Source organism: Stenotrophomonas sp. 85239_Sma (assembly GCF_056481725.1).
Genome location: NZ_CM151163.1, coordinates 3,210,010 through 3,233,687 on the forward strand (window position 1 = coordinate 3,210,010; position 23,678 = coordinate 3,233,687).

16 protein-coding genes are annotated in these 23,678 nt (G+C 65.5%); 7 read left to right on the top strand and 9 right to left on the bottom strand.

Annotation, left to right across the window (positions count from 1 at the left end):
* Window positions 1–367: 367 nt before the first annotated feature.
* Window positions 368–3,175 carry a TonB-dependent receptor domain-containing protein gene (locus tag ACYKG1_RS15085; RefSeq protein ID WP_100473498.1) on the top strand — a complete coding sequence of 936 codons (2,808 nt, stop codon included), beginning with the start codon at window positions 368–370 and terminating at the stop codon, window positions 3,173–3,175.
* Between the two features lie 121 nt (window positions 3,176–3,296).
* Here ACYKG1_RS15085 and ACYKG1_RS15090 read toward each other — a convergent pair whose 3' ends face one another.
* Window positions 3,297–6,413, bottom strand: a complete 3,117-nt coding sequence (locus ACYKG1_RS15090; RefSeq protein WP_478470836.1) for a TonB-dependent receptor domain-containing protein — start codon at window positions 6,411–6,413, stop codon at window positions 3,297–3,299.
* A gap of 559 nt (window positions 6,414–6,972) precedes the next feature.
* Here ACYKG1_RS15090 and ACYKG1_RS15095 point away from each other — a divergent pair.
* The 4 genes from ACYKG1_RS15095 to ACYKG1_RS15110 all read left to right on the top strand — a co-directional run bounded on the left by ACYKG1_RS15095 (window position 6,973) and on the right by ACYKG1_RS15110 (window position 13,600).
* Complete coding sequence (locus ACYKG1_RS15095; RefSeq protein WP_100475227.1) at window positions 6,973–9,075, top strand: M13 family metallopeptidase; 2,103 nt, start codon at window positions 6,973–6,975, stop codon at window positions 9,073–9,075.
* A 240-nt stretch (window positions 9,076–9,315) separates the two neighbouring features.
* Window positions 9,316–11,322 carry a M13 family metallopeptidase gene (locus ACYKG1_RS15100; protein ID WP_262082804.1) on the top strand — a complete coding sequence of 669 codons (2,007 nt, stop codon included), beginning with the start codon at window positions 9,316–9,318 and terminating at the stop codon, window positions 11,320–11,322.
* Between the two features lie 124 nt (window positions 11,323–11,446).
* Window positions 11,447–11,941 (top strand): VOC family protein, encoded by a 495-nt coding sequence (locus tag ACYKG1_RS15105; RefSeq protein ID WP_100473501.1) that lies wholly within the window; start codon window positions 11,447–11,449, stop codon window positions 11,939–11,941.
* Window positions 11,942–12,016: 75 nt separating this feature from the next.
* The gene (locus ACYKG1_RS15110; protein WP_478470837.1) at window positions 12,017–13,600 is read left to right on the top strand and encodes a phytoene desaturase family protein; all 1,584 of its coding nucleotides are present in this window, start codon (window positions 12,017–12,019) and stop codon (window positions 13,598–13,600) included.
* Window positions 13,601–13,704: 104 nt separating this feature from the next.
* On the opposite strand, the gene ACYKG1_RS15115 is transcribed toward ACYKG1_RS15110, so the two are convergent.
* The 7 genes from ACYKG1_RS15115 to ACYKG1_RS15145 all read right to left on the bottom strand — a co-directional run bounded on the left by ACYKG1_RS15115 (window position 13,705) and on the right by ACYKG1_RS15145 (window position 20,323).
* Window positions 13,705–14,379, bottom strand: coding sequence for a rhomboid family intramembrane serine protease (locus ACYKG1_RS15115; RefSeq protein WP_005410509.1), 675 nt, complete (start codon window positions 14,377–14,379; stop codon window positions 13,705–13,707).
* Between the two features lie 93 nt (window positions 14,380–14,472).
* The gene (locus tag ACYKG1_RS15120) at window positions 14,473–14,901 is read right to left on the bottom strand and encodes an MGMT family protein (protein WP_428993175.1); all 429 of its coding nucleotides are present in this window, start codon (window positions 14,899–14,901) and stop codon (window positions 14,473–14,475) included.
* Complete coding sequence (locus tag ACYKG1_RS15125; RefSeq protein WP_478470838.1) at window positions 14,808–15,728, bottom strand: DMT family transporter; 921 nt, start codon at window positions 15,726–15,728, stop codon at window positions 14,808–14,810. The genes ACYKG1_RS15120 and ACYKG1_RS15125 overlap by 94 nt, the downstream gene beginning before the upstream one ends.
* Before the next feature lie 159 nt (window positions 15,729–15,887).
* Complete coding sequence (gorA, locus tag ACYKG1_RS15130) at window positions 15,888–17,246, bottom strand: glutathione-disulfide reductase (RefSeq protein ID WP_478470839.1); 1,359 nt, start codon at window positions 17,244–17,246, stop codon at window positions 15,888–15,890.
* On the bottom strand, window positions 17,243–18,493 hold the full coding sequence (locus tag ACYKG1_RS15135; protein ID WP_478470840.1) for an NAD(P)/FAD-dependent oxidoreductase: 1,251 nt from the start codon (window positions 18,491–18,493) through the stop codon (window positions 17,243–17,245). Before ACYKG1_RS15135 ends, gorA begins: the two co-directional genes overlap by 4 nt.
* 3 nt (window positions 18,494–18,496) lie before the next feature.
* Complete coding sequence (locus tag ACYKG1_RS15140; RefSeq protein WP_478470841.1) at window positions 18,497–19,741, bottom strand: DUF418 domain-containing protein; 1,245 nt, start codon at window positions 19,739–19,741, stop codon at window positions 18,497–18,499.
* Between the two features lie 99 nt (window positions 19,742–19,840).
* The gene (locus ACYKG1_RS15145) at window positions 19,841–20,323 is read right to left on the bottom strand and encodes an FKBP-type peptidyl-prolyl cis-trans isomerase (RefSeq protein WP_014647924.1); all 483 of its coding nucleotides are present in this window, start codon (window positions 20,321–20,323) and stop codon (window positions 19,841–19,843) included.
* A 111-nt stretch (window positions 20,324–20,434) separates the two neighbouring features.
* Here ACYKG1_RS15145 and ACYKG1_RS15150 point away from each other — a divergent pair, with 111 nt between their 5' ends.
* Together ACYKG1_RS15150 and ACYKG1_RS15155 are read left to right on the top strand one after the other, a co-directional pair.
* Complete coding sequence (locus ACYKG1_RS15150; protein WP_262082811.1) at window positions 20,435–20,974, top strand: C40 family peptidase; 540 nt, start codon at window positions 20,435–20,437, stop codon at window positions 20,972–20,974.
* 131 nt (window positions 20,975–21,105) lie between these two features.
* The gene (locus tag ACYKG1_RS15155) at window positions 21,106–21,879 is read left to right on the top strand and encodes a C40 family peptidase (protein ID WP_430541811.1); all 774 of its coding nucleotides are present in this window, start codon (window positions 21,106–21,108) and stop codon (window positions 21,877–21,879) included.
* Window positions 21,880–22,190: 311 nt separating this feature from the next.
* On the opposite strand, the gene ACYKG1_RS15160 is transcribed toward ACYKG1_RS15155, so the two are convergent.
* Window positions 22,191–23,525 (bottom strand): dicarboxylate/amino acid:cation symporter, encoded by a 1,335-nt coding sequence (locus ACYKG1_RS15160; protein ID WP_478470842.1) that lies wholly within the window; start codon window positions 23,523–23,525, stop codon window positions 22,191–22,193.
* Window positions 23,526–23,678 lie beyond the last annotated feature (153 nt).

Consider the following 23,678-nt stretch of genomic DNA (forward strand, 5'->3'; position numbering starts at 1 on the left):
GCTTCGGCGGGGCCTTTTTTTTGGGGCTGAACCCTCTCCTGCCTGACCACAGAAATGTGAACCGCAACACACAAACAGCGACGTTCAGGGGAGTACTCACGCATCGCAATGCGTTGATTCCAAACACAAAATTTCAGAGCGGACACGCTGCCTTGCATGTCGCCACCTTTTGAAACATACCAAAACAAATGGCCTTATCCATTGATTCAAAAGCGTTTTCTTGTCTTCCAGGAGCATCGTGATGTGACAGCCCTGTGTTGACGGCGTTAACAACGTGTTACGGTCGACCTGAACGGAATCACACTGAACGAATTGTTAATGCGCAAGGACTGCGCCGCCAAGACATTGCTCACTACGGGGATCCACCATGTCTCGCCAACGTTCCACGCTCTCGCGCCACCCTCTGACCCTCGCCCTGATGGGCACCCTGCTGGCCTCCGGAACCGCCCTGGCCCAGGACGGCAACGCGCCGACCCAGCTTGACCGTGTGACCGTCACCGGATCGCTGATCCCGCAGACCGAGATCGAGAACCACACGCCCGTCCTGACTGTCACCGCCGAGGATATCCAGACCCGCGGTTTCACCAGCGTCGCCGATGTCCTGCAGCAGTCCTCGCTGTCCACCGGCGGCCTGCAGGGCGGCCAGACCTCCGCATCCTTCACCCAGGGCGCCGAAGCGGCCGGCATGTTCGGCCTCAGCCCGGGCTACACCAAGTACCTGATCAACGGCCGGCCGATGCTCTCGTATCCGGCGCTGTACAACGGCGGCGATACCTTCAACAACATCAGCGGCATCCCGATCGACATCGTCGAACGCATCGAGATCCTGCCGGGCGGCCAGTCCTCGCTGTACGGCTCGGACGCGATCGCCGGCGTGGTCAACATCATCCTCAAGGAGCGCATGGATGGTGGCGTGCTCAATGTGCGTGGCGGCGCCTACAGCGAAGGGGGCGGCAACAGCTTCCGCCTCAGCGGTGCACGCGGCTTCAACTCCAAGGATGACCGCTTCCATGCACTGGTCAACGTGCAGTATGAAAAGACCAGCCCGATCTGGGGTTACCAGCGTGACCTGACCAAGGTCAACAACCCGGACGGCTACAGCCCGCAGTATGTCTCCAATGATTTCCTGGTGCTGCTGCCGGCCGCCAACAACCGCTACGCGATGATGGACCCGAACCTCTGCGCCAACGTGGCCGGCCAGTTCGACGGCACCACCGTGCTCGGCACCCGGCCGACCGGCCAGGCCTGCGGTTCGGTCTATGGCACCGGCTACAAGACCATCAAGAACGGCAAGGAAAGCGGGCAGATCTACAGCTCGGCCACGTTCGACGTGAACGACAACTTCCAGCTGTTCGGCGATGCGCTGTACAGCCTGGAAGAGGTCAAGTACGCAACCGGTTCCGGCTACACCTGGTGGGGCACCTCCTCGGGATGGGGCCGTTTCTATGACCAGACCAGCGGCCAGTACATGAACCTGCAGCGCGTGTTCGCGCCGGAGGACATCGGTGGCGGTGGTTACCGCGACATCATGAACACCGACCGCAACAAGGCCTACCAGGTCACCCTGGGCGGCCGCGGCACCGCCGGCAACTGGGACTACAGCCTCAGCTTCACCCGCGGCGAGTACAAGCTGACCGAACGCAACTTCGTACGCTGGAACGACCCGATCAACGATTACTTCGAGCAGCGCGTGCTGGGCCCGGTGCTGGGCACCACCAGCACCGGCTACGACATCTACAGCCCGAACTGGGAAGCGTTCTACGCGCCGCTGCCCGCCGGTGACTTCCAGAGCTTCACCGGCTACAGCTACAGCGAAAGCCGCACCTGGCAGAACCTGGCCCGCGCCCAGGTCACCAATGGCTCGCTGTTCAAGCTGCCCGGTGGCGATGCTGGCTTCGCCGTGGTTGTCGAAGGTGGCAGCGAAGGCTGGGATTACACGCCCGACCCGGGCCTGATGGACGGTAGCGTGTGGGGCACCACCGCCGTATCCGGTGCCGGCCATCGCAGCAACTACGCGGTGACTACCGAACTGCGCATGCCGCTGCTGGAGACGCTGACCGTCACCGGCTCCGGCCGCTATGACGCCTTCAAGATCGGCAGCAACACCGTAGACAAGGCCACCTACAGCGTCGGCATCGAGTTCCGTCCGATCGACAGCCTGCTGTTCCGCGGCAAATACGGCACCGCCTTCCGCGCGCCGACCCTGTCCGACGCCTTCCAGGGCCGCAGCGGTTACTACGCCAACGGCTCCACCGACTACTACCGTTGCGGCCAGCTGGGCTACGACCCGGCCAACACCACCGGCTGCCCATACGACAGCGTCTCGGTGTTCGGCACCCGCTCGGGCAACCCGGACCTGGAGCCGATCACCGCCGACGTCTGGAATGCGGGCGTCGTCTGGGCACCGATCAACAACCTGTCGCTGTCGGTCGACTACTACAACTGGAAGATCAAGAACGAGGTCGATACGCTCAGCTCCGACCAGCTGCTGCTGGCCGAGTACTACTGCCGCAACGGCCAGTCCAACAACACCTCGGCCAGCTGCCAGAACGTCAATGACTGGATCACCCGTGATGGATCGGGCGTGCTCGACGAGATCTACACGCCGAAGATGAACGTCGCCCGCCAGAACCTGGAAGCGCTGACCGCCAGCTTCAAGTACGTGCAGGACATCGGCCGCTTCGGCTCGCTGCAGTTCTCGGCCAACTACACCGACATGCTCAAGCGCAAGCTGCAGCCGCAGCCGGGCGACGAGTACCTGGACCTGCTGCGCGACCCGTATGCGATGTGGGTGTACGACTCGTACGCCAAGGTGCGCGCGGACGGTTCGATCGGCTGGGCCAAGGACAACTGGACCACCACCCTGTATGCCAACTACATCGGCAAGACGCCGAATTACATGGCTTACGTGGGCAACGGCTATGACTACGTCCACAGCTCCGGCTACAAGGCTGGCAAGTGGGGTTCCTATACCACTTACAACCTGAGCGTGAACTACCGCGCGATGGAAAACCTGACCCTGTCGCTGATGGTCAACAATGTGTTCAACAAGATGCCGGACAACCAGCGCTACAGCTTCGCCGGCACCAGCGGCCAGCCGTACAACAACTACCTGTACAACGCCTACGGGCGCGCGATCTACGTGCAGGCCAAGTACGCGTTCGGCGTGAAGTAATCCCGCAACAGCAGCAACGGAAAAGCCCCGCCATGGCGGGGCTTTTTCGTGTCCGGCATGACCTTTCGGAAAAACAGGCCCGGGCAAAGCCGGGCCTGCCGTCTTCCTCCGGCCCTTCCGCTCAGCGGAAGCTGTAGCGCAGGCTGGCCATGTAGCGACGGCCCAGCGCGTCCAGCACGTACGGGAACGGCCCGATGTCGTCGGACAGGTTCAGCACCGACAGGTTCACCCGTGCATTGTCGGTCAGGCGGTAGCTGACATTGGCATCCCAGGTCGTCCAGCTGTCACGCTTGAAGTACTGCCGGCTTTCCGGGGTTGCGGTCAGGCTGAACTGCGAGCCGCTGGTGTAGTTGGACGTCACGCCATAGCTCCACTTGCCGATGGCATGCTGCGCCGTCCAGCGGAACTGGCGCTTGGGCTCGTCGAATGTTCCCACGCGCTCCACGAACGGCACATCCGTGTTCGCGGCCTGGCCACGATTCTTCGGCATGTAGCCGTAGAAGCCCAGTGCGACCTGGCCGAATCGGCCCATATCCCAGTTGTAATCCACCTCGGCCGTCCAGCCGCGGAACATCAGCACCGGGCCATTGCCGTACTCGGTGCGGATGTCGGTAGCTGCACCACTCAACGGATTGCGCGTCACCAGGCTGCAGAAGCGGTTGGCATTGGGCACGTTGGACGCATTGAAGTCCGGGTTGTCGAAGCAGCCCGTGATGATGTCGGTCGGGCTGAGGCTGGTGATCACATCGGTGATCTTGATGTCATACCAGTCGGCGGCAACCCGCAGTCCCTTCGCCCAGTCCGGTGCGAACACGATGCCCGCCGTCCAGGACTTGGCCTTCTCGTTCTTCAGCCCGGTATAGCCGTTGACCGAGCCGAGGGTGTTGGTCGGCGATGCCTGGAACGTTGCCGGATCCGCACCCGGGTAAGCCTGGAAGAAGGCCTCGCAGTTGCGGCGGCGGATCGCCGGATTGGTGCCGCCGTTGATGGCCGACACGGAGCAGACTTCCGGGATGTTGTAGTACGCCGGCTGCAGCGAGGTATAGAGCTCGGCAATCGACGGGGCACGCAGCGACTGGGTCTTGCTGCCGCGCAGCTGGATTCCCGCGAACGGCTCGTACTGGATGCCATAGGTGTACGCATTGAAGCCACCGGCCACCGAGTTGACCACCCGGCGCCCCTTCAGGGTCACGTCCAGGCGATGCAGGCCCGGCAGATCCCAGTCAGGGTTGAACAGCGGCGCCAGGAATTCGGCGAAGATTTCATTGGTGTGATAGTCGCCCTTGGCGCCCTGGATCGGCACCGAACGGCCCTGCCCCAGCCGCTGGTATTCGCTCGGGGTGAACGAACCTTCTTCGCGCCGATGCTCCACGCCTGCGGCGAAGGAGAACTCGCCGCCCGGCAGGTCGAACAGTCCGCCGGTCACCGATGCGTTGAACACGGTCTGGCGCGTCCGCGCCTTGGCCAGGGTCGGCGTCGACACATAGGCCAGTGCTTCCGGCGATGCCTGGTTCTCACCGAACAGGTTGAGCGGGCGGCAATTCGGATCCGCGGTCGTGCCGGGGGCGGACGCATCACAGACGATGTTGCCGCTGGCATCGCGCTTCACGTTGAGCGCATTGATGAAGTTCTGCTGGATCAGGCCGGTCCCCTTGTAGTCGAAGTCGCCCCGACCGTGGGTCACACTGGTTTCCCAGTTGAAACGGCGCTCGCCGATATCGAAGAAGCCGTCCAGGCCGAGCACGATGCGGCTCAAACGCGTATCGGTGCTGGCGTTGTTCATGCTCAGGTCGCGCGAGGAGCGCGACAGGCGGAACGAGGTGATGCCGTTCTCGGCCAGGATACGGCGCGACTCCGCACTGAGGAACGGATTGTTCGCGCTGAACAGCATCGCACCACTCTGGTCACCACTGCCATCGGGGTTGGCAGCACCAAAGCCGGCGGCGTTGTACACGTTCTGGTCCAACGTTTCTCGCGCGGTGGCGCTGTAGTGCGACAGTTCGAAGAAGCCACGCACGTTGTCGTTGAAGTCGAAGCTGCCGGTCGAATAGACCGTCCGGCGTTCGAGGTCGGCGATCAGCGGCAGGGTTTCGTTGAGGTTGAGGCCATCGCCACCGGACGCATTGCCGCTGGGATAGGAAATGCCTGGATCGTAGGCAACCAGATCGCCCTTGTTGTTGAAGTGCCAGAGCTTGTTGTTCGGGCCGAAGCCGTTCAATTCACCCGTGGCATTGCGCTGGTAGTTGCGCCGTACCTGGATGTCCGACGGCATGATCAGGCCACCGAAGGTCATGCTGGAAATGCGCCGGTTGCGGATCCAGACCTGGTCGGCGATGCCGTCAGCCGGCCCGGTGTTGAACGGGATGCTCGGATCGGTGCGGCCGTCATTGCCCGGGGTACGCCACGACTGGAAGCGCGCCACGTTTGCGGCGGTCGGATTGGTCTGCAGGCTGTAGCCGTTGCGGTAGAAATCGCGCTGGAGCGCGTTCACGCCATCACTGTTGTCCAGTTCGGCAGCAATGGTGAAATGGCCGCGGCCATCGGCGAAACCGCTGCCGAAGATGGCAGACCATGAGTAACGGTCATTGTCGTTCTTGGTGGTCCTGCCAAAGCCGATCTCAACCTCGGCGCCTTCAAACTTGTCGCGCAGGATGATGTTGTTCACGCCGGAAATGGCGTCCGAACCATAGGTGGGTGCGCCACCGATGCTCAGGCTTTCCACGCGCTCGACCATCACGGTCGGAATCGCGTTCATGTCGACCTGGATGCCCGAGCCGCCGCCTGCACCGAACACGGTTGGCGGTGCGGAGGTCACGAAGCGACGGCCGTTGACCAGGGTCAGCAGGCGGTTGCTGCCCAGGCCGAAACGGCTGGCGAAGTTCACGCCCGCGCCGAAGCCAGCCTGGTCACCACGCGAGGAGACACCGGCCGAAACGCCGGGGATCTTGGTCAACGCATCGATCAGGTTGGTATGCCCGTACGCCTCGATGTCCTGGCGGGACACCACGGCGGCAGGTTCCAGCGTGTCATAGCCAGCACGGTAGATGTGCGAGCCCGTCACCGTGATGCGGTCCAGCTGGGTGGCCGTGGCTTCATTGGAAGTCTTCTTCGCGCTCTCGGCAGTCTCCTTTGCAACGTCCCCCTCCTGCGCGAAGGCAGGCAGGGCGACGGCAAGCAGGAGGGCCGAACTGAGCGCGAGGCTCAACGGATTGCGGGGTAGTGGGCGAGTCTTCTCCATGTCTCTCTCTCTGAAAAGTGAAGGCATAAAAAGCTCTGCATCGGCAAGGCAGAGGCAAAGATGGCCAGCAACCGTTCACGTGCCGATAACGGAATTCATACACATAACGACACAAAACAGCAACATTCAGCAAAAGTTCAATGTGACATGACACTCCACGAAACAGAGCATATGGATGGGAATCCCGTACCGGCACCCAGAACATTAATCTTTCAAATCATGGGCTTGAAAAAACTCCCCCTGTCCCGCAGCCGCCGCTATGCAGCAGGGGAACTGCCTTGGACATATCCTGTCGCGGCGCTCCTCCAGCGCCTGCGCCCTCGGCACTCGCGAACGAAGTTCATGCTGAATTCACCAGGACGAGTGGACGCCGCCAGTGTCCGCTCAGCCCACGCGGAGCGTGGTGGGGGCCTTCCGCAACGCCTTTCTGGCGTCGGCGCGCCGCTTGCACAGGGACATGACCTTCGACACCCTTGCAGGTCCGGCCGGCGGCGTATCGTTCGGCCCACGGCCGCACCTGCGGCCACTCCCTGACTCACTCGGCCTGGAGGCCATTCAAGTGACCCGTACTCCCAAGATCGTGCTGCTGACCCTGGCCGTTTCGGCCGCGCTGGTTGGCTGCGGCAAGACTGAAACCCCGGCCAAGGACGCCACCGCCTCCGCCCCGGCCACCGCCGAAGCCACCACCTATAAGCTGGACGAGAGCAAGCTGCCGGCCTACAACGCCTTCCAGCCGAGCGACCTGGACACCACCAAGGACGCCTGCACCGCCTTCGGCGACTACGTCAACAGCAAGTGGCTGGCTGCCAATGAAATCCCGGGCGACCGCACCAGCTGGGGTGCGTTCACCATCCTCGACGAGCGCTCGGTGGCCGTGCAGCACCAGCTGGCCGAACAGGTCGCGCAGGTCAAGACCCCGAACCACATCGAGAAGATCGTCGGCGACCTGTGGGCCACCGGCATGGACGAAGCCAAGATCAATGCCCAGGGCATCGAGCCGCTGAAGGCCGACCTGGCTGCGATCGACGGCCTGCAGGACAAGGCGTCCATCGCAAACTACCTGCGCAGCAGCGCCGCCAAGGGTGACAACATCCTGTTCGGCTTCGGCGCCGAAGCGGACTTCAAGAACTCCGCCATGAACATGGCCTATGCCAGCCAGGGTGGCCTGGGCCTGCCGGATACCACCTACTACACCGATGCCAAGAACGCCGACAAGCTGAAGGCGTACCAGGCGCACGTCGCCAAGGTGCTCGAGCTGTCCGGCGTGGCCGCGGCCGATGCGGCCAAGCAGGCCGAGGACGTGGTCAAGTTCGAAACCCGCCTGGCCAAGGCCTCCAAGTCGCGCGTGGAGCTGTCGCGCAACGTCGAGCTGTACTACAACCCGGTCACCCTGGCCGACGCCGACAAGCTGACCCCGAACTTCAGCTGGACCGAGTTCTTCAAGTCGCAGGGCGTGACTGCACCGGAGAAATTCTCGCTGGCCATGCCGGCGTTCCATGAGGAAGTGAGCAAGGCGCTGGGCGACACCGATCCGTCGGTGTGGCGCGCCTACCTGCGCTTCCACACCGTGGACAGCGCTTCGCCGTACCTGGCTGACGCCTTCGTGCAGGAGAACTACGAGTTCTACGGCAAGACCCTCAACGGCCAGAAGGAGCAGAAGCCGCGCTGGAAGCGCGTGCTGGGCACCATCGAAAACGATGCCGGTGAAGCCTTCGGCCAGCTGTACGTGAAGGTTGCCTTCTCGCCGGAAGCCAAGGCGAAGATGGAAGAACTGGTGAAGAACCTGGCCGCCTCGCTGAAGGACCGCATCCAGGGCCTGAGCTGGATGAGCGAGGAAACCAAGGCCAAGGCCATCGCCAAGTGGGAAACCTTCACCCCGAAGATCGGTTACCCCGACAAGTGGCGTGACTGGTCGGGCCTGCAGACCCAGCGCGACAGCTACCTGGGCAACGTGCGCGCGGCCAACGAGTTCAACTACAAGTTCAACCTGTCCAAGATCGGCAAGCCGGTGGACAAGACCGAGTGGGGCATGACCCCGCAGACCGTCAACGCCTACTACAACCCGCTGCAGAACGAGATCGTGTTCCCGGCCGCCATCCTGCAGCCGCCGTTCTTCGATCCCAAGGCCGACGACGCGCTGAACTACGGCGGCATCGGTGCGGTGATCGGCCATGAAATGACCCACGGTTACGACGACCAGGGCGCGCGCTTCGGGCCGACCGGCAACATGGAAGACTGGTGGACCCCGGCCGACAAGAAGAACTTCGAAGGCCTCACCGGCAAGCTGGTCAAGCAGTTCGACCAGTACAAGGTCGACGGCCAGGCAGTGAACGGCCACCTGACCCTGGGCGAGAACATCGCCGATCTCGGCGGCCTGGCCACTGCCTACGACGCCCTGCAGAAGGCCAGCGCCGGCAAGGAAGATGCGAAGGTCGATGGCTTCACCCGCGACCAGCGCTTCTTCTTCAACTGGGCCACCGTGTGGCGCACCAAGTACACCCCGGAAAACGCCAAGGTCCGACTGGCCACCGACCCGCATGCCCCGGCGCAGTTCCGCGCCATGGGTGCGCCGTCGAACCTGCCGACCTTCGCCGCTGCATTCCAGTGCAAGGCCGGTTCGCCGATGGCCCGCGCCGGCGAGCAGCAGGTGGTGATCTGGTAAGCCACGGCTGACGCTGCGGCATTCCTGCAAAGGCCCGGGAATTCCCGGGCCTTTGTTTTGGCAGCGCCTGTCATCCATGCATGGCGTGTATCTGCTGCGCCCGCGCTGGCCCAAGCCGTTGGTAGATGCCGCCCCTGGTCGGCGCCCGGCATGGTGGATGCTCCGTGATGCGTGCATGCCGCGCCCATGCGCGGCTTGCTATAGTGCGCGCGCCCTCAATCCATCACGGATTCGTTCCACATGCCCAACTTCCGTCCGCTTGCCATCGCCCTGGGCATCAGCCTGGCGACCCTGGTCCCGACCCACGATGCGTTCGCCGCCAAGAAGAAGGCCGCACGCGCTCCGGCTGTCAGCGCCCAGTGCAGCGACTTCTACGACGCCACCAACGCAGGCTGGCTGAAGGCCAACCCGGTGCCGCAGACCGGCGCCGCCACCGCGCTGGGCCAGCTGGTCGACCGCAGCCGCCAGCAGCAGCGTGAACTGCTCGACGCCGCGATGAAGTCGCCGCAGGGCAACGTGCAGAAGCTGCTGGGCGACTTCTGGGCCAGTGGCCTGGACGAAGCCGCCGTGGAAGCGGACGGTTCCAACCCGATCGCCCCGCTGCTGACCCGCATCAATGCCATCAAGAAGGCCAAGGATGTGCCGGCTTCGATCGCCGCGCTGCACCAGGTCGGCATCCCGGTGGCGTTCAACTTCGGCCCTGACGTCGATCTGAAGGCGCTGGACCGCCACATCGGCTACTTCATGCAGGGTGGCATGGGCCTGCCGGACCCGGCGTTCTATACCCGCACCGACGCCGATACCGTGGCGCTGATGGGTCGCTACCGCAACTACGTCAAGCAGATCCTGGCGCTGACCGGCACCCCGGCGGCCAAGCTGGATGCCGAATCGCAGTCGGTGATCGCGCTGGAGACCGAGCTGGCGCGCAATGCGCAGTCGCTGGCCGGCATCAACAACCCGTTCAACAACTACGCGCCGATCTCCACCAAGGAGCTCAACAGCCGCTACCGCAACCTGCAGCTGGACGCATTCCTGAAGGCACAGGGCGTGGACGACGACCTGGTCTCGCTGGCCGACCCGGCGCTGTTCAAGCAGCTCGATGGCATGGTCACCAAGCTCAAGCCGGACCAGTGGAAGGCCTACCTGCGCTGGCGCGTGGGCGACGCGATGGCGCCGTACCTGTCCAAGGCCTATCGCGACGCCGAGTTCGAATTCCGTGGCCGCGTGCTGCGTGGCGAAACCCTGCCGCCGCAGCGCTGGGAAGACGTGCTGGAGGCAATCAACGTGGCCGCCGGCCCGATGGTCGGTCGCGAATACGCGGCCCGCTACCTGTCCGCCGAAGATCGTCGCCAGGCGGCGTGGATCGTCGACAAGGTGCGCGAAGTGCAGATCGAGGCAGTCAAGAACAGCAGCTGGATGAGTGCCGAAGCCAAGACCGAAGCGCAGGCCAAGCTGGCGGCGCTGAAGATCGAGATCGGCACCCCGCTGCGCGATCTCGACTACAGCGTGCAGCCGATGGGCCGCGGCTCGTTCGGCGGCAACATGCTGATTGCTTCGACCTGGCGCCATCGCGAGGAAATGAAGCGCATCGGCAAGGGCAACGCCGACCGGCGCTGGGATGTGCTGCCGCAGCAGCCCTCGCTGGCCTACGACCTGGCCCAGAACCGCATGATCGTCACCGCCGCGATCCTGCAGGGCCCGGTGTTCAACGCCAAGGCCGACGCCGCCGACAAGTTCGGCAGCTTCGGTGGCCTGGTCGGCCACGAGCTGACCCGTGCCATTGATGCCAAGGGTGCGCTGGTCGACGCCAAGGGCGAGCTGCGCAGCTGGTGGACCCCGGCCGACAAGACCGCCTGGACTCTGCTGGGTACCCGCGTGGCTGCGCAGTACGGCAGCTACGAGTTCCCCGGCGTGAAGGGTGCCAAGGTCAACGGCACGCTTACCCAGGAAGAGAACCTGGCCGACATCGCCGGCCTGGAGCTGGCCTGGGCGGCCTACACCGCGCAGGAGCCGAAGGCCAAGCCGGCCCAGCAGCAGGGCTTCTTCCGCGCGTGGGCCGCACTGTGGCCGCAGCAGCTCTCGCCGAACGAAGCCGCACGCCGGCTGACCGCCGACATCCGTGCCCCGGGTCGCTGGCGCACCAACGGCCCGCTGTCGAACCTGCCGGCCTTCGGCGCCAGCTTCAGCTGCAAGCCGGGCCAGCCGATGCAGCGCACCGATGCCGAGCAGATCAAGGTCTGGCGCTGAGCCACCCGCGGTACCGGTAACGCAGAGGGCGCCTTCGGGCGCCCTTTTTTTGCGGGTGCAGCACGATCCCGGGTTAACACCGGGCGTGCTATCGCTGCGCCTTCGTCCATCGCGGAGCCCCGACATGGCACACAAGAACACGATCTGTATCTGGTACGACGACGGCGCGCTTGAGGCCGCCACCTTCTACGCCAGTATCCTGCCCGACAGCGCGGTGACCGCCGTGCACCACGCCCCCGGTGACTATCCGGACGGCAAGGAAGGCAACGTACTGACGGTCGAGTTCACGGTCTGTGGTATTCCCTGCGTCGGGCTCAACGGCGGCACCGCGTTCAAGCACAGCGAAGCGTTCTCCTTCCAAATCCAGACCGAGGACCAGGCTGAAACCGACCGCCTGTGGGACGCGATCGTCGGCAACGGCGGACAGGAGAGCCAATGCGGCTGGTGCAAGGACCGCTGGGGCATCTCCTGGCAGATCAGCCCCCGGATGCTGATCGAAGCGGTGACCAGCAAGGACAAGGCCCTGGCCAAGCGCGCCTTCAACGCGATGATGCCGATGAAGAAGATCGACATCGCCACCATCGAAGCGGCAATCAAAAAAGGGGACGGAGGGGATTAAGTCGTTTCTCCCCGCCCCTGCGCGCAGATGCAGATTGCGACTTAATCCCCTCCGTCCCCTTTTTGCGAGGTGCTGATGACCTGGGATGCGATCATCGTTGGCGGTGGCCACAACGGCCTGGTCTGCGCGGCCTATCTGGCGCGCGCCGGAAAGAAGGTACTGGTGCTGGAACGTCGTGGCGTTCTCGGCGGTGCCGCGGTCACCGAGGAATTCCATCCCGGCTTCCGCAACTCGGTGGCGTCGTACACGGTGTCATTGCTGCAGCCGAAGGTGATCGACGACCTGCAGCTGCATGCGCATGGGCTGCGCATCGTTGCGCGTCCGGCCAACAACTTCCTGCCGTTGCCGGACGGCCGTTACCTGTTGTCCGCGCCAGGCCGCACCCAGGCCGAAGTGGCGAAGTTCTCCGAGCGGGATGCGCAGCGCTTGCCCGCGTACGAGGCACGCCTGGAGATCTTCGCCGACGTGCTGCGCGCATGGGCCCTGCGCACACCGCCGGACCTGGGGACAGCAGGCGGTTGGCGTGCCCTGCCCGCCCTCTGGCAGATGGGCCGTCTCGGTCGTGAACTGGCGACGCTGGACGCCTCGCTGCGGCAGGAACTGCTGGATCTGTTCACGCTGTCGGCGGCCGAGTACCTGGACCGCTGGTTCGAGAGCGAGCCGATCAAGGCGCTGTTCGGCTTCGACGGCATCGTCGGCAACTACGCAAGCCCGTATACACCGGGCAGTGCCTATGTACTGCTACACCACGTATTCGGCCAGTGCAATGACGTGAAAGGTGCCTGGGGCCACGCGATCGGCGGCATGGGCGCGATCAGCCAGGCGATTGCTGCCTCGGCACGCGAGGCCGGTGCGGACCTGCGCGTGGAGGCCGGTGTGCAGCGCGTGCGGATCGAGCAGGGTCGCGCAGTGGGCGTGGAACTGGCCAACGGCGAAATCCTGCGCGCACACGCGGTGATCGCCAACGTCAATCCGAAGCTGCTGTACGAGCAGTTGCTGGAACCGGCACATGTGCCCAACGCGACGCGCGAACGCATGGCGAACTGGCGCTGCGGTTCCGGTACGTTCCGGATGAACGTGGCGCTGTCCAGGCTGCCGGATTTCAGTGCCCTGCCCGGCCCCGGCGATCACCTCAGCGCCGGCATCATCATGGCGCCCAGCCTGGACTACATGGACCGCGCCTGGCTGGATGCACGCCGCGACGGCTGGTCACGCGAACCGATCGTGGAAATGCTGATCCCCAGCACGCTGGATGATTCGCTGGCGCCGCCCGGGCAGCATGTGGCCAGCCTGTTCTGCCAGCACGTGGCACCAGTGTTGCCTGATGGCCGTCATTGGGATGATCACCGGGAGACCGTAGCCGACGTGATGATTGCCACCGTCGAACGGCATGCGCCCGGCTTCACCGCCAGCGTGCTCGGTCGGCAGGTGCTGTCGCCGCTGGATCTGGAGCGCACCTTCGGCCTGGTCGGCGGTGACATCTTCCACGGCGCACTGAGTGCCAACCAACTGTTCTCGGCACGGCCGATGGTCGGCCAGGCCGGCTATCGCGGCGCCCTGCCCGGCTTGTACCTGTGCGGCTCGGGCACCCATCCCGGCGGTGGTGTCACCGGTGCGCCGGGGCACAATGCCGCGCAGGTGGTGTTGCAGTATCTGTAGAGGTGTGCCGACCAACAGTCGGCACCTACCGCGTCAAATGATCCCATTCAAAGCGTGCCAACCAAGGTTGGCACCTACCCGCGTGAAGCGTGGCGCATAGCGCCTCACTTCACGCTGCGCAGATGGTTCGGGCGTTTCGGTGGGCCGGGCGGGCGACGCTTGTTGAACGGCGGCTGCCCGCGCCAGTAGCGGATCAGCAACCAGCCGAACAGCATGCCGCCGAGGTGCGCGAAGTGGGCCACGCCCGGCTGCCAGCCGGTCATGCCCAGCACCAGCTCGCCCACACCGAACAGGATCACGAAGGTACGCGCCTTCATCGGGATCGGCGGGAACAGCAGCATCACCCGCTGGTTGGGGAACAGCATGCCGTAGGCCAGCAGCAGGCCGAACACACCGCCGGAAGCGCCCAGCACCGTCGCCGGATTTTCCAGCAGCGTACCCACCAGCAGCTGGCAGACACCGGCACCGGCCACGCACACCAGGTAGTACAGCAGGAAGCGCTTTTCGCCCCAGGTCTGCTCCAGCGGCGCGCCGAACATGAAGACCGCCAGCATGTTGAAGAACAGGTGGCCGAAGCTGCCATGCAGGAAACCATAGGTCAGCAGCTGCCATGGCTGGAAGTTGCCGCCCGGCGAGAATGCGTCGAAGCCCTGCTGCAGCGGTTGCAGCATGAACGGCTCGAAGGTCTGCATGCCAAGCAGGAACGGCTGCTGCAGCAGGAACAGGATCGCGTTGGCGATCAGCAGGGCCTTGGTGACGGTTGGCAGTCGCGGGAACATGGGAGCACCGGCATGGAACGGCCTCCATCATAGCCGCAGCACTGTGTCTTGTTGGCGCCCCGCAGGTCTGGCCTGTTCAGTCGCCAGCGGTGCTCAGCCCGGGCCCCACACGGCCGCATCCAGCACCGCCGCAGGATCGGTCACTGCCATCCGCACCCGGCCATTCTCCACCCGCACGCCCTCGGCACGCAGCCGCTGCGATTGTTCGCGCCAGCCGGCCGACCCTTCTTCCATGGCGATGCGCCCATCCGAACGCAGCACGCGGTGCCAGGGCAGGTCCGGGTCGTCGTTCTGGCCCAGGATGCGCGCGGTCAGGCGTGCACGCCCGGGCAGGCCGGCGCGCATTGCCACCTGGCCGTAACCCATCACCTGCCCCGCCGGAATCGCGCGGATCACTGCCAGGATGCGCGCACGCGCCTGCTCCGGCGTCAGCGCCGCAGCCGGGTTACCAGCAGAACGCCGATCAGTACCAGCACGGTGCCGGCGATCTGTGCCGGCCCCATCGGTTCGTCGAGCAGCCATAGGCTCATCACGATGGTGGAAACAGGGCCCAGCATACCGACCTGCGCGGCCAGCGACGAACCCACGCGCTGCACCGCCAGCATGATCGCCAGCACCGGCAGCACGGTGCACACAGTGGCGTTGACCAGCGACAGCCACTGGACCGGCGCCGGTGCCTGCCACAGCAACGGCAGCGGATGGGTCACCGCAAAGTGCAGCAGCACCAGCACGCTGGCCACGCAGCTGGCATAGGCGGTCAGCCGCACCGCACCGATGCGCGCGACCACCTGCCCACTACCGAACAGGTACAACGCGTAGCTGAGCGCACTGCCCAGCACCAGCAGGCTGCCGACGATAATCTGCCCACCCTCGCGCTGCAGGTCGTGGCCGAAGGCCAGCAGCACGCCCAGGTAGCTCAGCACCAGCGCACCGATCTGCCAGCGGCCCGGTCGCTGGCGCGCCAGCAGCACGTTGATCAGCAGCACCAGGGTCGGGTTCAAGTACAGGATCAGCCGTTCCAGGGTCACGCTGATGTACTGCAGGCCCTGGAAGTCGAGCAGGCTGGACAGGTAGTAGCCGGTGAATCCCAGCCACAGCACGCGCGCGCGGTCCGCCCAGGACAGTGCTTCGGCCCGGCGCGCGGCCCACACTGCCATCAACGCGAACAGGGGCAGCGCCATCAGCATGCGCAGCGCGAGCAGCGTGGTGGCATCCACGCCGTGGCGCAGGCCGAGCTTGACGATGATCGCCTTGCCGGACGCGGCGATGGCGCCGATCGCAGCCAGGCCGATCCCCCCCAGCGCGATGCGAGGGGAGGCGGTAGCGATACGGGAAGCGGTGTTGGACATCAGGACGACGGCGGGCCGCGCGGAGCGGCCCGGAAAGGCGTGGGAGGCGTCCATTGTCGCATGAGGGCGCCCGGTGCCCTGTAGTGCCGAGCCTACGCTCGGCTTCGCCATGCCTGGGCAAAAGCAGCCGGGCATGGCTCGGCCCTGCAACGGCCCGGCTCAGCGCATCAGCACCACTTCTTCGGCCGAGGTCGGGTGGATCGCCACGGTGTCGTCGAACTGAGCCTTGGTCGCCCCCATCTTCACCGCCACCGCGAAGCCCTGCAGGATCTCGTCGGCCGCTTCGCCCAGCAGATGAATACCCACCACCCGTTCGTCCGGGCCGGCACAGACCATCTTGAACAGGCTGCGCTGGGTACCGTTGGCCAACGCCTGCAGCATCGGGCGGAAACGGCTGTGGTACACGCTCACCTGATCGAAGCGCGCGCGCGCTTCCTCCTCGCTCATGCCCACCGCACCCAGTGGCGGGTGCGAGAACACCACGCTGGCCACGTTCTCGTAATCCATCTTCGACTGTGGCCGGCCACCGAACAGACGGTCCATCAGCCGTCGCGATGCGGCCACCGCCACCGGGGTCAAGCCGACCTTGCCAGCAATGTCACCCACCGCGTGCACGCTCGGCACGCAGGTGGTCTGCCACTCGTCCACTTGCACCTGCTGGTGTTCGCCAATGCCGATGCCGAGCGCCTCCAGGCCCAGGTCACGGCTGTTGCCGCGGCGGCCGGTGGCAAAGAACACCGCGTCGAACACGCTGTCGAGCGGGCCATCATGGCCGAATGCACGTACGCGCTCGCCATCGCGCTGCAGTTCGCGCAAGCGATAGCCGAAATGGATGCGCACGCCCTGCTGCTTCAGGTTCTCGGCCAGCTGATCGGTCAGCTCATAATCGAAACGATCCAGCAGCCGCTGGCCACGTACCAGCAGGCTCACCTTGCTGCCCAGCGCCTGCAGCAATCCGGCCAGTTCCACCGCGATGTAACCACCGCCAATGATCGCGACCTCGGCCGGCGCCGCACGCAGATCGAAGAAATCGTCGGAGACCAGGCCCAGTTCCGCGCCGGGGATATCCGGACGCAGCGGGTGCGCGCCGGTCGCGATCAGGATGTGCTCGGCGCTGTAGCGCACGCCATCGCTGCAGGCCACGGTGTGCGCATCAAGCAGATGGCCGCGCGCCGGAATGCGCACCACGCCGGTTTCGTCCAGGCGCTTGTGGTAACTGGTGTGGATGTTGCTGATGTAGGCCTGGCGATGGATCACCAGTTCCTTCCACGATAGCGCCGGGCGCGCTTCGACATCGAAGCCCATCGCACTGGCCAGGCCGATGCGCTCGTGCAGGTCGGCCGCCAGCCACATCGCCTTCTTCGGCACGCAGCCAACATTGACGCAGGTCCCGCCCAGCTCACCGGGCTCCAGCAGTGCCACGCGCTTGCCGTGCTGCGCGGCGCGAATCGCACCGGCCAGGCCGGCGGAGCCGCCGCCAAGGACGATCAGGTCGTAATCATAGGATGCAGTGCTCATCGGAATCGCTCGGGTCGGTAAGGGGCAGGATCGATCGCTGGCGTGCGGCCGCAGACGAGATCGGCGATCAGCTGGCCGGTGCCGGCGCTCATGCTGATGCCGAGCATGCCATGCCCCGCTGCAAGCCAGACGTGAGGATGCGCGGGCGCGCGGCCGATCAACGGCACGTCGTCCACGCTCATGGGGCGCCACCCGCACCACTGCTCCTGCAGCTGCGCACCGCGCGGCGCGCGCAGGTAGTGGTCGGCGGCCTGCTGCAGGGCCTGCAGGCGGCGCGTGCGCAGCTGCGGGTCGGCGCCGGCGAACTCCATGGTGCCGCCCAGCCGAAACGCGTCGCGCCAGGCAATCACGAACACGGAATGATCCTTCAGCACGACCGGACGCTGCGGCACCTGCTCCGGTCGCGACCAGGTCAGCGAATAGCCCTTGCCGGGCTGGATCGGCACGCGCAGGTCCAGTTGACGTGCCCAGTCGCGCGACCACGGGCCGGTGGCCAGCACCAGCTCACGCGCCCGCACGGTCTGCTGGCCGGCCTGCACGCGTACGCCCTGCGCATCGTCACTGAATCCCTGCACGTCCACCTGTTCGTCGATCACCACGCCCTGCGCGCGCAGCACGCGCGCCAGTTCAGCGGTGTAACGGTCCGGACGCAGCTGCGCATCGCCGGGAAAGTGGATCGCACCGGCAAGGCGATCATGGAACGCCGGATTGTCGCGCGCATAGTCGCCGCCATCGATGCAGGCCGTGACGATGCCCAGCGCGTTCAGTGCCTCGCACTCGGCCGCATGAAGATCGAAGTTGCGGGCATCACCAAACACATAGTCCAGCCCGCGCGCAGCGAATTCGCAGTCCAGCGCATGTATATGCACCCACTGGGCCAGGCGCTGCCGCGAATCATTCAACAATGCGCCGCGTGCCCGCGTGGCGTGCAGCCAGTCGCGCGCATTGCAGCGCGCCCCGAACTGCAGCAACCAACGCCACAATGTCGGATCCATGCGCGTACGCACATACAACGGCGCACGCGGATCGAGCATCCAGCGCAGCGCACGCAGTGGCACGCCGGGTGCCGCCAGCGGTGGCGCATGGCTGGGGGTGATGGTGCCGCAGTTGCCATGCGACGTCGCGCCGCCGACGCGCCCCCGGTCGATCACGCGCACCTGCCGCCCCTGTGCGCGCAACGCGAGCGCAGCGGCCAGTCCAATGGCACCGGCGCCGACCACGATCACATCCTCGTGTGCGCCCTGCATCGATCAGCCCTGCCCGGCACCGCGCCGCATCGGTGGCCACTGCCGATAGGTCATCGCACGCCATACCCACTCCATCGGGCCGAAGCGGAAATGACGCAGCCACAGGTGCGAGATGATTACCTGCACGGCAAACAGCAGCAGCGCGAACAGCAGCTGCACGCCACGTGGCATCATCTCGAACCTGCCCAGGCCATAGTGGTAGAAGATCCAGGTACACAGCAGCGACTGGCCAAGGTAGTGGGTCAACGCCATGCGCCCCACCGGCGCCAGCCACGCAAGCCGCGTGCGCCAGTGCACGATCCACGCCAGATAGCCCAGGCACATCGGCAGCCCGCCAACCGTGAGCAGGGCCATCGCCGCCGTCACCGGCAGGTTGTACGCGCCGGGTGCCAGGTAGGGTTTCCAGGCAACCCCCAGCAGCGTGACCAGCAGGCCCAGCGGCAGTGCGATCCAGCGCAGCGACGCGTACAGCCGGGGGAAGCGCTCCGGCGTTGCCAGCGCGCCACTGCCGGCGAACCAGCTGCCGATCAGGAACATGCCCAGCACTTCCGGGCCGGTGATCAGCAGCGCACCCATTGAGGTACCGAACTCGCTCAGGCGCTGCACATTGGCCTGCGCCCAGCTGCCCTGCCCGTACACCTGCCGCTGCAGGTCGATGCTCCGTTGCGCCTCGGCAAGCATGCCCTGCACCTCCTCGGCTGAAGCCATTGACACCATCGCGCCCACCAGCAGCATCATCGCGACGCCGCCGAGGTAGACGGTCAGGCCCATCCACGGCAGCCAGCTGCGCGGCGCCTCGCGGCAGGCCAGCAGCGGCAGCGAGATCAGCGCATACATCACCAGGATGTCGCCGGACCAGACCAGCAGCGCATGGCACAGGCCGATCAGGAGCAGGCCGGCGCTGCGGCGCAGGTAGAACGGGGTGAAGTCGCGCCCGGCCACCTCGGCGCGTTGCGCCATCACCGCAAAGCCGGCGCCGAACAGCAGCGAGAACAGGGTGAAGAACTTGCCCTGCACGAACACGTAGACGAAAGCGTCGGCCCAGTAATCGATGCCCCGCCAATGCACGTCAATGCCGGTGAAGGCCAGATCCAGCGGGCCGCTGAAGGCCTCGATGTTCATCAGCAGGATGCCCAGCAACGCGGCACCACGCAGCACGTCCAGCACGGCGATGCGTTCGCCGGAAGCCACCGGCTGCAGGGAAGGAAAAGCGGCGTTCACGGGGCATCCGTCAGGCAGGTCCGCCATTATGCCGCCGGCCCACGCACCATGGATGCCAGCGCCGTGTTCCACATGCGCACCGGCCCGCCGAAGCGGGCCGTTGCTGCCATCACGATCGCGCTGCGATCAGTGCTGGTGACCGCCGTCGCCATGGACGTGGCCGTGGTCCAGCTCTTCCTTGCCGGCTTCGCGCACATCGACGATTTCGACGTCGAAGTGCAGGTCCTTGCCGGCCATCGGATGGTTCAGGTCAACGTCGACGACGCTCATGCCGACCTTCTGCACGGTCACCGCACGCGGGCCGAAGTTGGTCTGCAGCACGACCTGCTGGCCCGGAGCCAGCTTGGTGTTGCCGAAGTGCTTCTTCGGCACGCGCTGGGACAGGCCCTCACGACGCTCGCCGTAGGCATCGGCCGCCTTGACGTCGACGTTGAAGGTCGCGCCGGCTTCCTTGTCCATCATGGCGTTTTCCAGGCCCGGGATGATGTTGCCGTGGCCGATCAGGATCGCCAGCGGCTCGCCGCGGTCCTTGGACGATTCGATCGGCTCCTGGCCGACTTCGGAAACGGTGTAGTGGAAGCGGACAACGCGGTCTTTTTCGATCTTCATGCGCAACTCTGTCTGGATCTGCCGGAGGCAGGCGGGTTGGGGCGGGTTGTCGCCCGGCGGGGACGCCGCCATCATGACGGCCAATCCAAGGTGGCGCATTATCCGGAGATCATGCACATCACGCCAGTTTCGTCCGGCCTGCGCCGGCTCCTCGCCCCGGCCCTGCTGCTGGCCCTGCCCCTGTTGATGACCGCCTGTGGCGGTGGCAAGGCCACCCGCCCGGCGCCGCCCCCGCCGACGGCGAACTGGCCAAAGACCGTGCCGGACAACCCCGAGGCCGCCAACTCGGTGCTGATGCGCGCCATCAGCCTGGTCGGCACGCCCTACCGCTATGGCGGCAATACCCCGGATTCGGGCTTCGACTGCAGCGGCCTGGTCGCCTATGTCTATCGCGAAATGCTGGACCTGCGGCTGCCACGCACCTCGCGCGACCTGGCGGCGGTACAGGGCCCGAAGATCGACCCGCAGCGCCTGGCCACCGGCGACCTGGTGTTCTTCGGCAGCCGCGGCAGCGTCACCCATGTCGGCATCTATGTAGGTGAAGGGCGTTTCGTGCATGCACCGAGCACCGGCGGCACCGTGCGCCTGGACTCACTCAGCGGCCCCTACTGGAAGGACCACTACACCGGCGCGAAACGTGTCCTTCGCTAAAATGAACAGGCGATATGTTCAAAACTGCGACACACATCACACTGAAACTAACGGTTTTCTAACGGAATTTTTAACTTATTGCCGCTTTTACAGGGCATGATGCCCCATCGTTTTTTTCCTGTGACCGACGCGTGACGACTGACGACCTGAAAAGCGAAGGCCAGACTTCCGTATCTTCACGTAGTGCCCGCCCGCTGTTGCTTGGCCTGGCACTGTGCCTGACCAGCCTTCCGGCCTGGTCGCAGACCGCTCCGAACCGCTCCGATGTGACCCCGGCCCCGGTGGCCGAGAGCACCGCTCGACCGGCCGCCAAGGCCGAGGCGGCCGCTCCGCAGCGCAGCCGCGTCGATGCCGCCGCCAGTGCCACGCTGGCCGCCCTGCTGCCGCATCTGGCCGCCAATGACACCATTCCGCTGATGGACCGCTCGGCCGTGGTAGCCGGGGACCTCAGCCGCCTGCTCGCCAACTACGACACCAGCAGCGCCGCCAATGGCAGCGTTGTCGGCACCGCAGCCGACAATGGCAAGGTGCAGTCGCTGCTGCGCCGCGCGATGACCCTGCTGGGCACCCCGTACCGTTGGGGCGGCAGCAATCCGGACAGCGGTTTCGACTGCAGCGGCCTGGTCGGCTACGTGTTCCGTTCGGCCCTGGGCATCGAGCTGCCGCGCGTCTCGCGCGAGATGGCCCACGACGACAACGCCGAACTGATCAACGACCGCGCCGCGCTGGCGGCGGGTGATCTGGTGTTCTTCGGCCGCAAGGGCCGCGTCGACCACGTCGGCATCTATGTCGGTGACGGCCGCTTCCTGCACGCACCGAGCTCGGGCAAGGACGTCCGCGTGGACACGCTCCTCAGTGGCTACTGGGGCAACAAGTTCATGCAGGCCCGACGGGTCGATCTCTGATCTGTGACCGGTTGGCGCTGCCGCGCCGCCTGACACGAGAAAGCCGCTGCCCTGCAGCGGCTTTTTTGTTGGGCCCGCAATGACAGATGGGCGCCGGTCGGCCCCGGTGGGTGCCGACCTTGGTCGGCACTGCCCTCATCCACACACGGCGTGGATCCACCGACCTCTGGTGGGTGCCGACCGTTGGTCGGCACTGCCGCCATCCACGCATGGCGTGGATCTACCAGGTGCCCGCCTCGGCCGACACTGCGCAAGCCACCTCCCAGACAAAAGGCCTGCCGGTCAGGGCGGGCCGTCATCTCCACGCAACCTCAGCCGCGTGGCGGTGTGGGGTCCGGATCGTCCACGCCCACGTTGCTGGACGGGTTGTCATACACCGCCTGGTCGAGCAGCCCGGTTTCCTTGGCCACGATCACCGGCACCAGCATCTGGCCCGTCACATTGGTCATCGTACGCATCATGTCCAGGATGCGGTCGATGGCATACAGGTAGCCGATGGTCTCCAGCGGCAGGTTGGCCGCGCTCAGCACCACCGTGGCCATGATCACCGCGGTACCCGGCACGCCGGCCGTACCGAAGCTGCCCAGCACCGAAGCGATCAGCACCACCACGTACTGCTCCGGGGTCAGCGGCACACCGCTGTACTGCGCGATGAACACCGCGCACAGCGCCGGGTAGATCGCACCGCAGCCATCCATCTTGATGCTGGCGCCCAGCGGCACCGCGAACGAACCGTAGTCCTTGTTCACGCCCAGGTTGTGGGTGATCGAACGCAGCGCCACTGGCATCGCGGCGAAGCTGGACGAGCTGACGAAGGCGACCTGCATGCCCGGCGCCGCGCCACGGAAGAACTTCAGCGGGTTCAGGCCGTGCGCCAGCAGCAGTGCGCTGTAGACCACCACGATGTGCAAGGCGCAGGCCACGTACAGCGCCAGTACGAAATGGCCCAGCGGCAGCAGCTTTTCGAACCCGTAGCTGCCGACCAGGCCGGCGATCAGGCCGAAGGTCCCGATCGGGGTGACTTCCAGCACGAAGCGGGTCACCTGGATCATGATGTCGCTCATCTGGCCGACCAGCTTGCGCGCCTCGGTCACCTTCTCGCCCAGCTTGACGATGGCAAAGCCCACCAGGCCGGCGAAGAAGATCACCGGCAGGATCGAGCCGCGACCGGCAGCCAACACGGTTTCACCGGCCGCATTGACCTTGGTGCCGATGCCGGACAGCGCATAGAACACATTGGCTGGCACCACGTCCAACAGCACCTGCACCACGCTGGGCACTTCCCGCGGCACGTAGTTGCTGGCCATGGTCAGCTGCAGGCCTCCGGCGCCAGGCTGCAGCACGGTACCCACGCCCAGGCCGACGCACACCGCCAACGCAGCGGTGATCACGAACCACAGGAAGGTACGGCCACTGAGCGCGGCGACCGACTTCTGTCCGTGCAGCGACGAGATCGCGTTGATGACCGCGAAGAACACCAGCGGCACGGCGATCATCTTGATCAGGGTGACGTACAGTTCACCGAGCGGGCCGAACCACGTTTCCGCGGCCGGGCCGAACGCCCAGCCGGCCAGCGCGCCGAGCACGAAGCCGCCGACCACGCGCTGCCAGAATGGAATCCGCAGCCAGGCAGAGACCAGCTTCATAGGCAATCCAGAGGGGAAGGAAGGGATGCTGGCACGATAGCCCATGGCGGCCCGCAGAACGACCGCCCGGCCGGCAAATCAGTGTGTCATCGGCGTGCCTTGCAGGGGCGGGCATAATGAACGTCCCGTTACAGTTTGTGAGATCCCAGCGTC

What these genes read in the sequence shown, in the direction of transcription:
- ACYKG1_RS15110 (WP_478470837.1), top strand. Translation starts at nt 12,017, where the DNA reads ATGACCTGGGATGCGATCATCGTTGGCGGTGGCCACAACGGCCTGGTC.
- ACYKG1_RS15105 (WP_100473501.1), top strand. Translation starts at nt 11,447, where the DNA reads ATGGCACACAAGAACACGATCTGTATCTGGTACGACGACGGCGCGCTT.
- ACYKG1_RS15085 (WP_100473498.1), top strand. Translation starts at nt 368, where the DNA reads ATGTCTCGCCAACGTTCCACGCTCTCGCGCCACCCTCTGACCCTCGCC.
- ACYKG1_RS15125 (WP_478470838.1), bottom strand. Translation starts at nt 15,728, where the DNA reads ATGTCCAACACCGCTTCCCGTATCGCTACCGCCTCCCCTCGCATCGCG.
- ACYKG1_RS15120 (WP_428993175.1), bottom strand. Translation starts at nt 14,901, where the DNA reads ATGGCTGCTCGACGAACCGATGGGGCCGGCACAGATCGCCGGCACCGT.
- ACYKG1_RS15160 (WP_478470842.1), bottom strand. Translation starts at nt 23,525, where the DNA reads ATGAAGCTGGTCTCTGCCTGGCTGCGGATTCCATTCTGGCAGCGCGTG.
- ACYKG1_RS15090 (WP_478470836.1), bottom strand. Translation starts at nt 6,413, where the DNA reads ATGGAGAAGACTCGCCCACTACCCCGCAATCCGTTGAGCCTCGCGCTC.
- ACYKG1_RS15135 (WP_478470840.1), bottom strand. Translation starts at nt 18,493, where the DNA reads ATGCAGGGCGCACACGAGGATGTGATCGTGGTCGGCGCCGGTGCCATT.
- gorA (WP_478470839.1), bottom strand. Translation starts at nt 17,246, where the DNA reads ATGAGCACTGCATCCTATGATTACGACCTGATCGTCCTTGGCGGCGGC.
- ACYKG1_RS15150 (WP_262082811.1), top strand. Translation starts at nt 20,435, where the DNA reads ATGCACATCACGCCAGTTTCGTCCGGCCTGCGCCGGCTCCTCGCCCCG.
- ACYKG1_RS15145 (WP_014647924.1), bottom strand. Translation starts at nt 20,323, where the DNA reads ATGAAGATCGAAAAAGACCGCGTTGTCCGCTTCCACTACACCGTTTCC.
- ACYKG1_RS15100 (WP_262082804.1), top strand. Translation starts at nt 9,316, where the DNA reads ATGCCCAACTTCCGTCCGCTTGCCATCGCCCTGGGCATCAGCCTGGCG.
- ACYKG1_RS15115 (WP_005410509.1), bottom strand. Translation starts at nt 14,379, where the DNA reads ATGTTCCCGCGACTGCCAACCGTCACCAAGGCCCTGCTGATCGCCAAC.
- ACYKG1_RS15140 (WP_478470841.1), bottom strand. Translation starts at nt 19,741, where the DNA reads ATGGCGGACCTGCCTGACGGATGCCCCGTGAACGCCGCTTTTCCTTCC.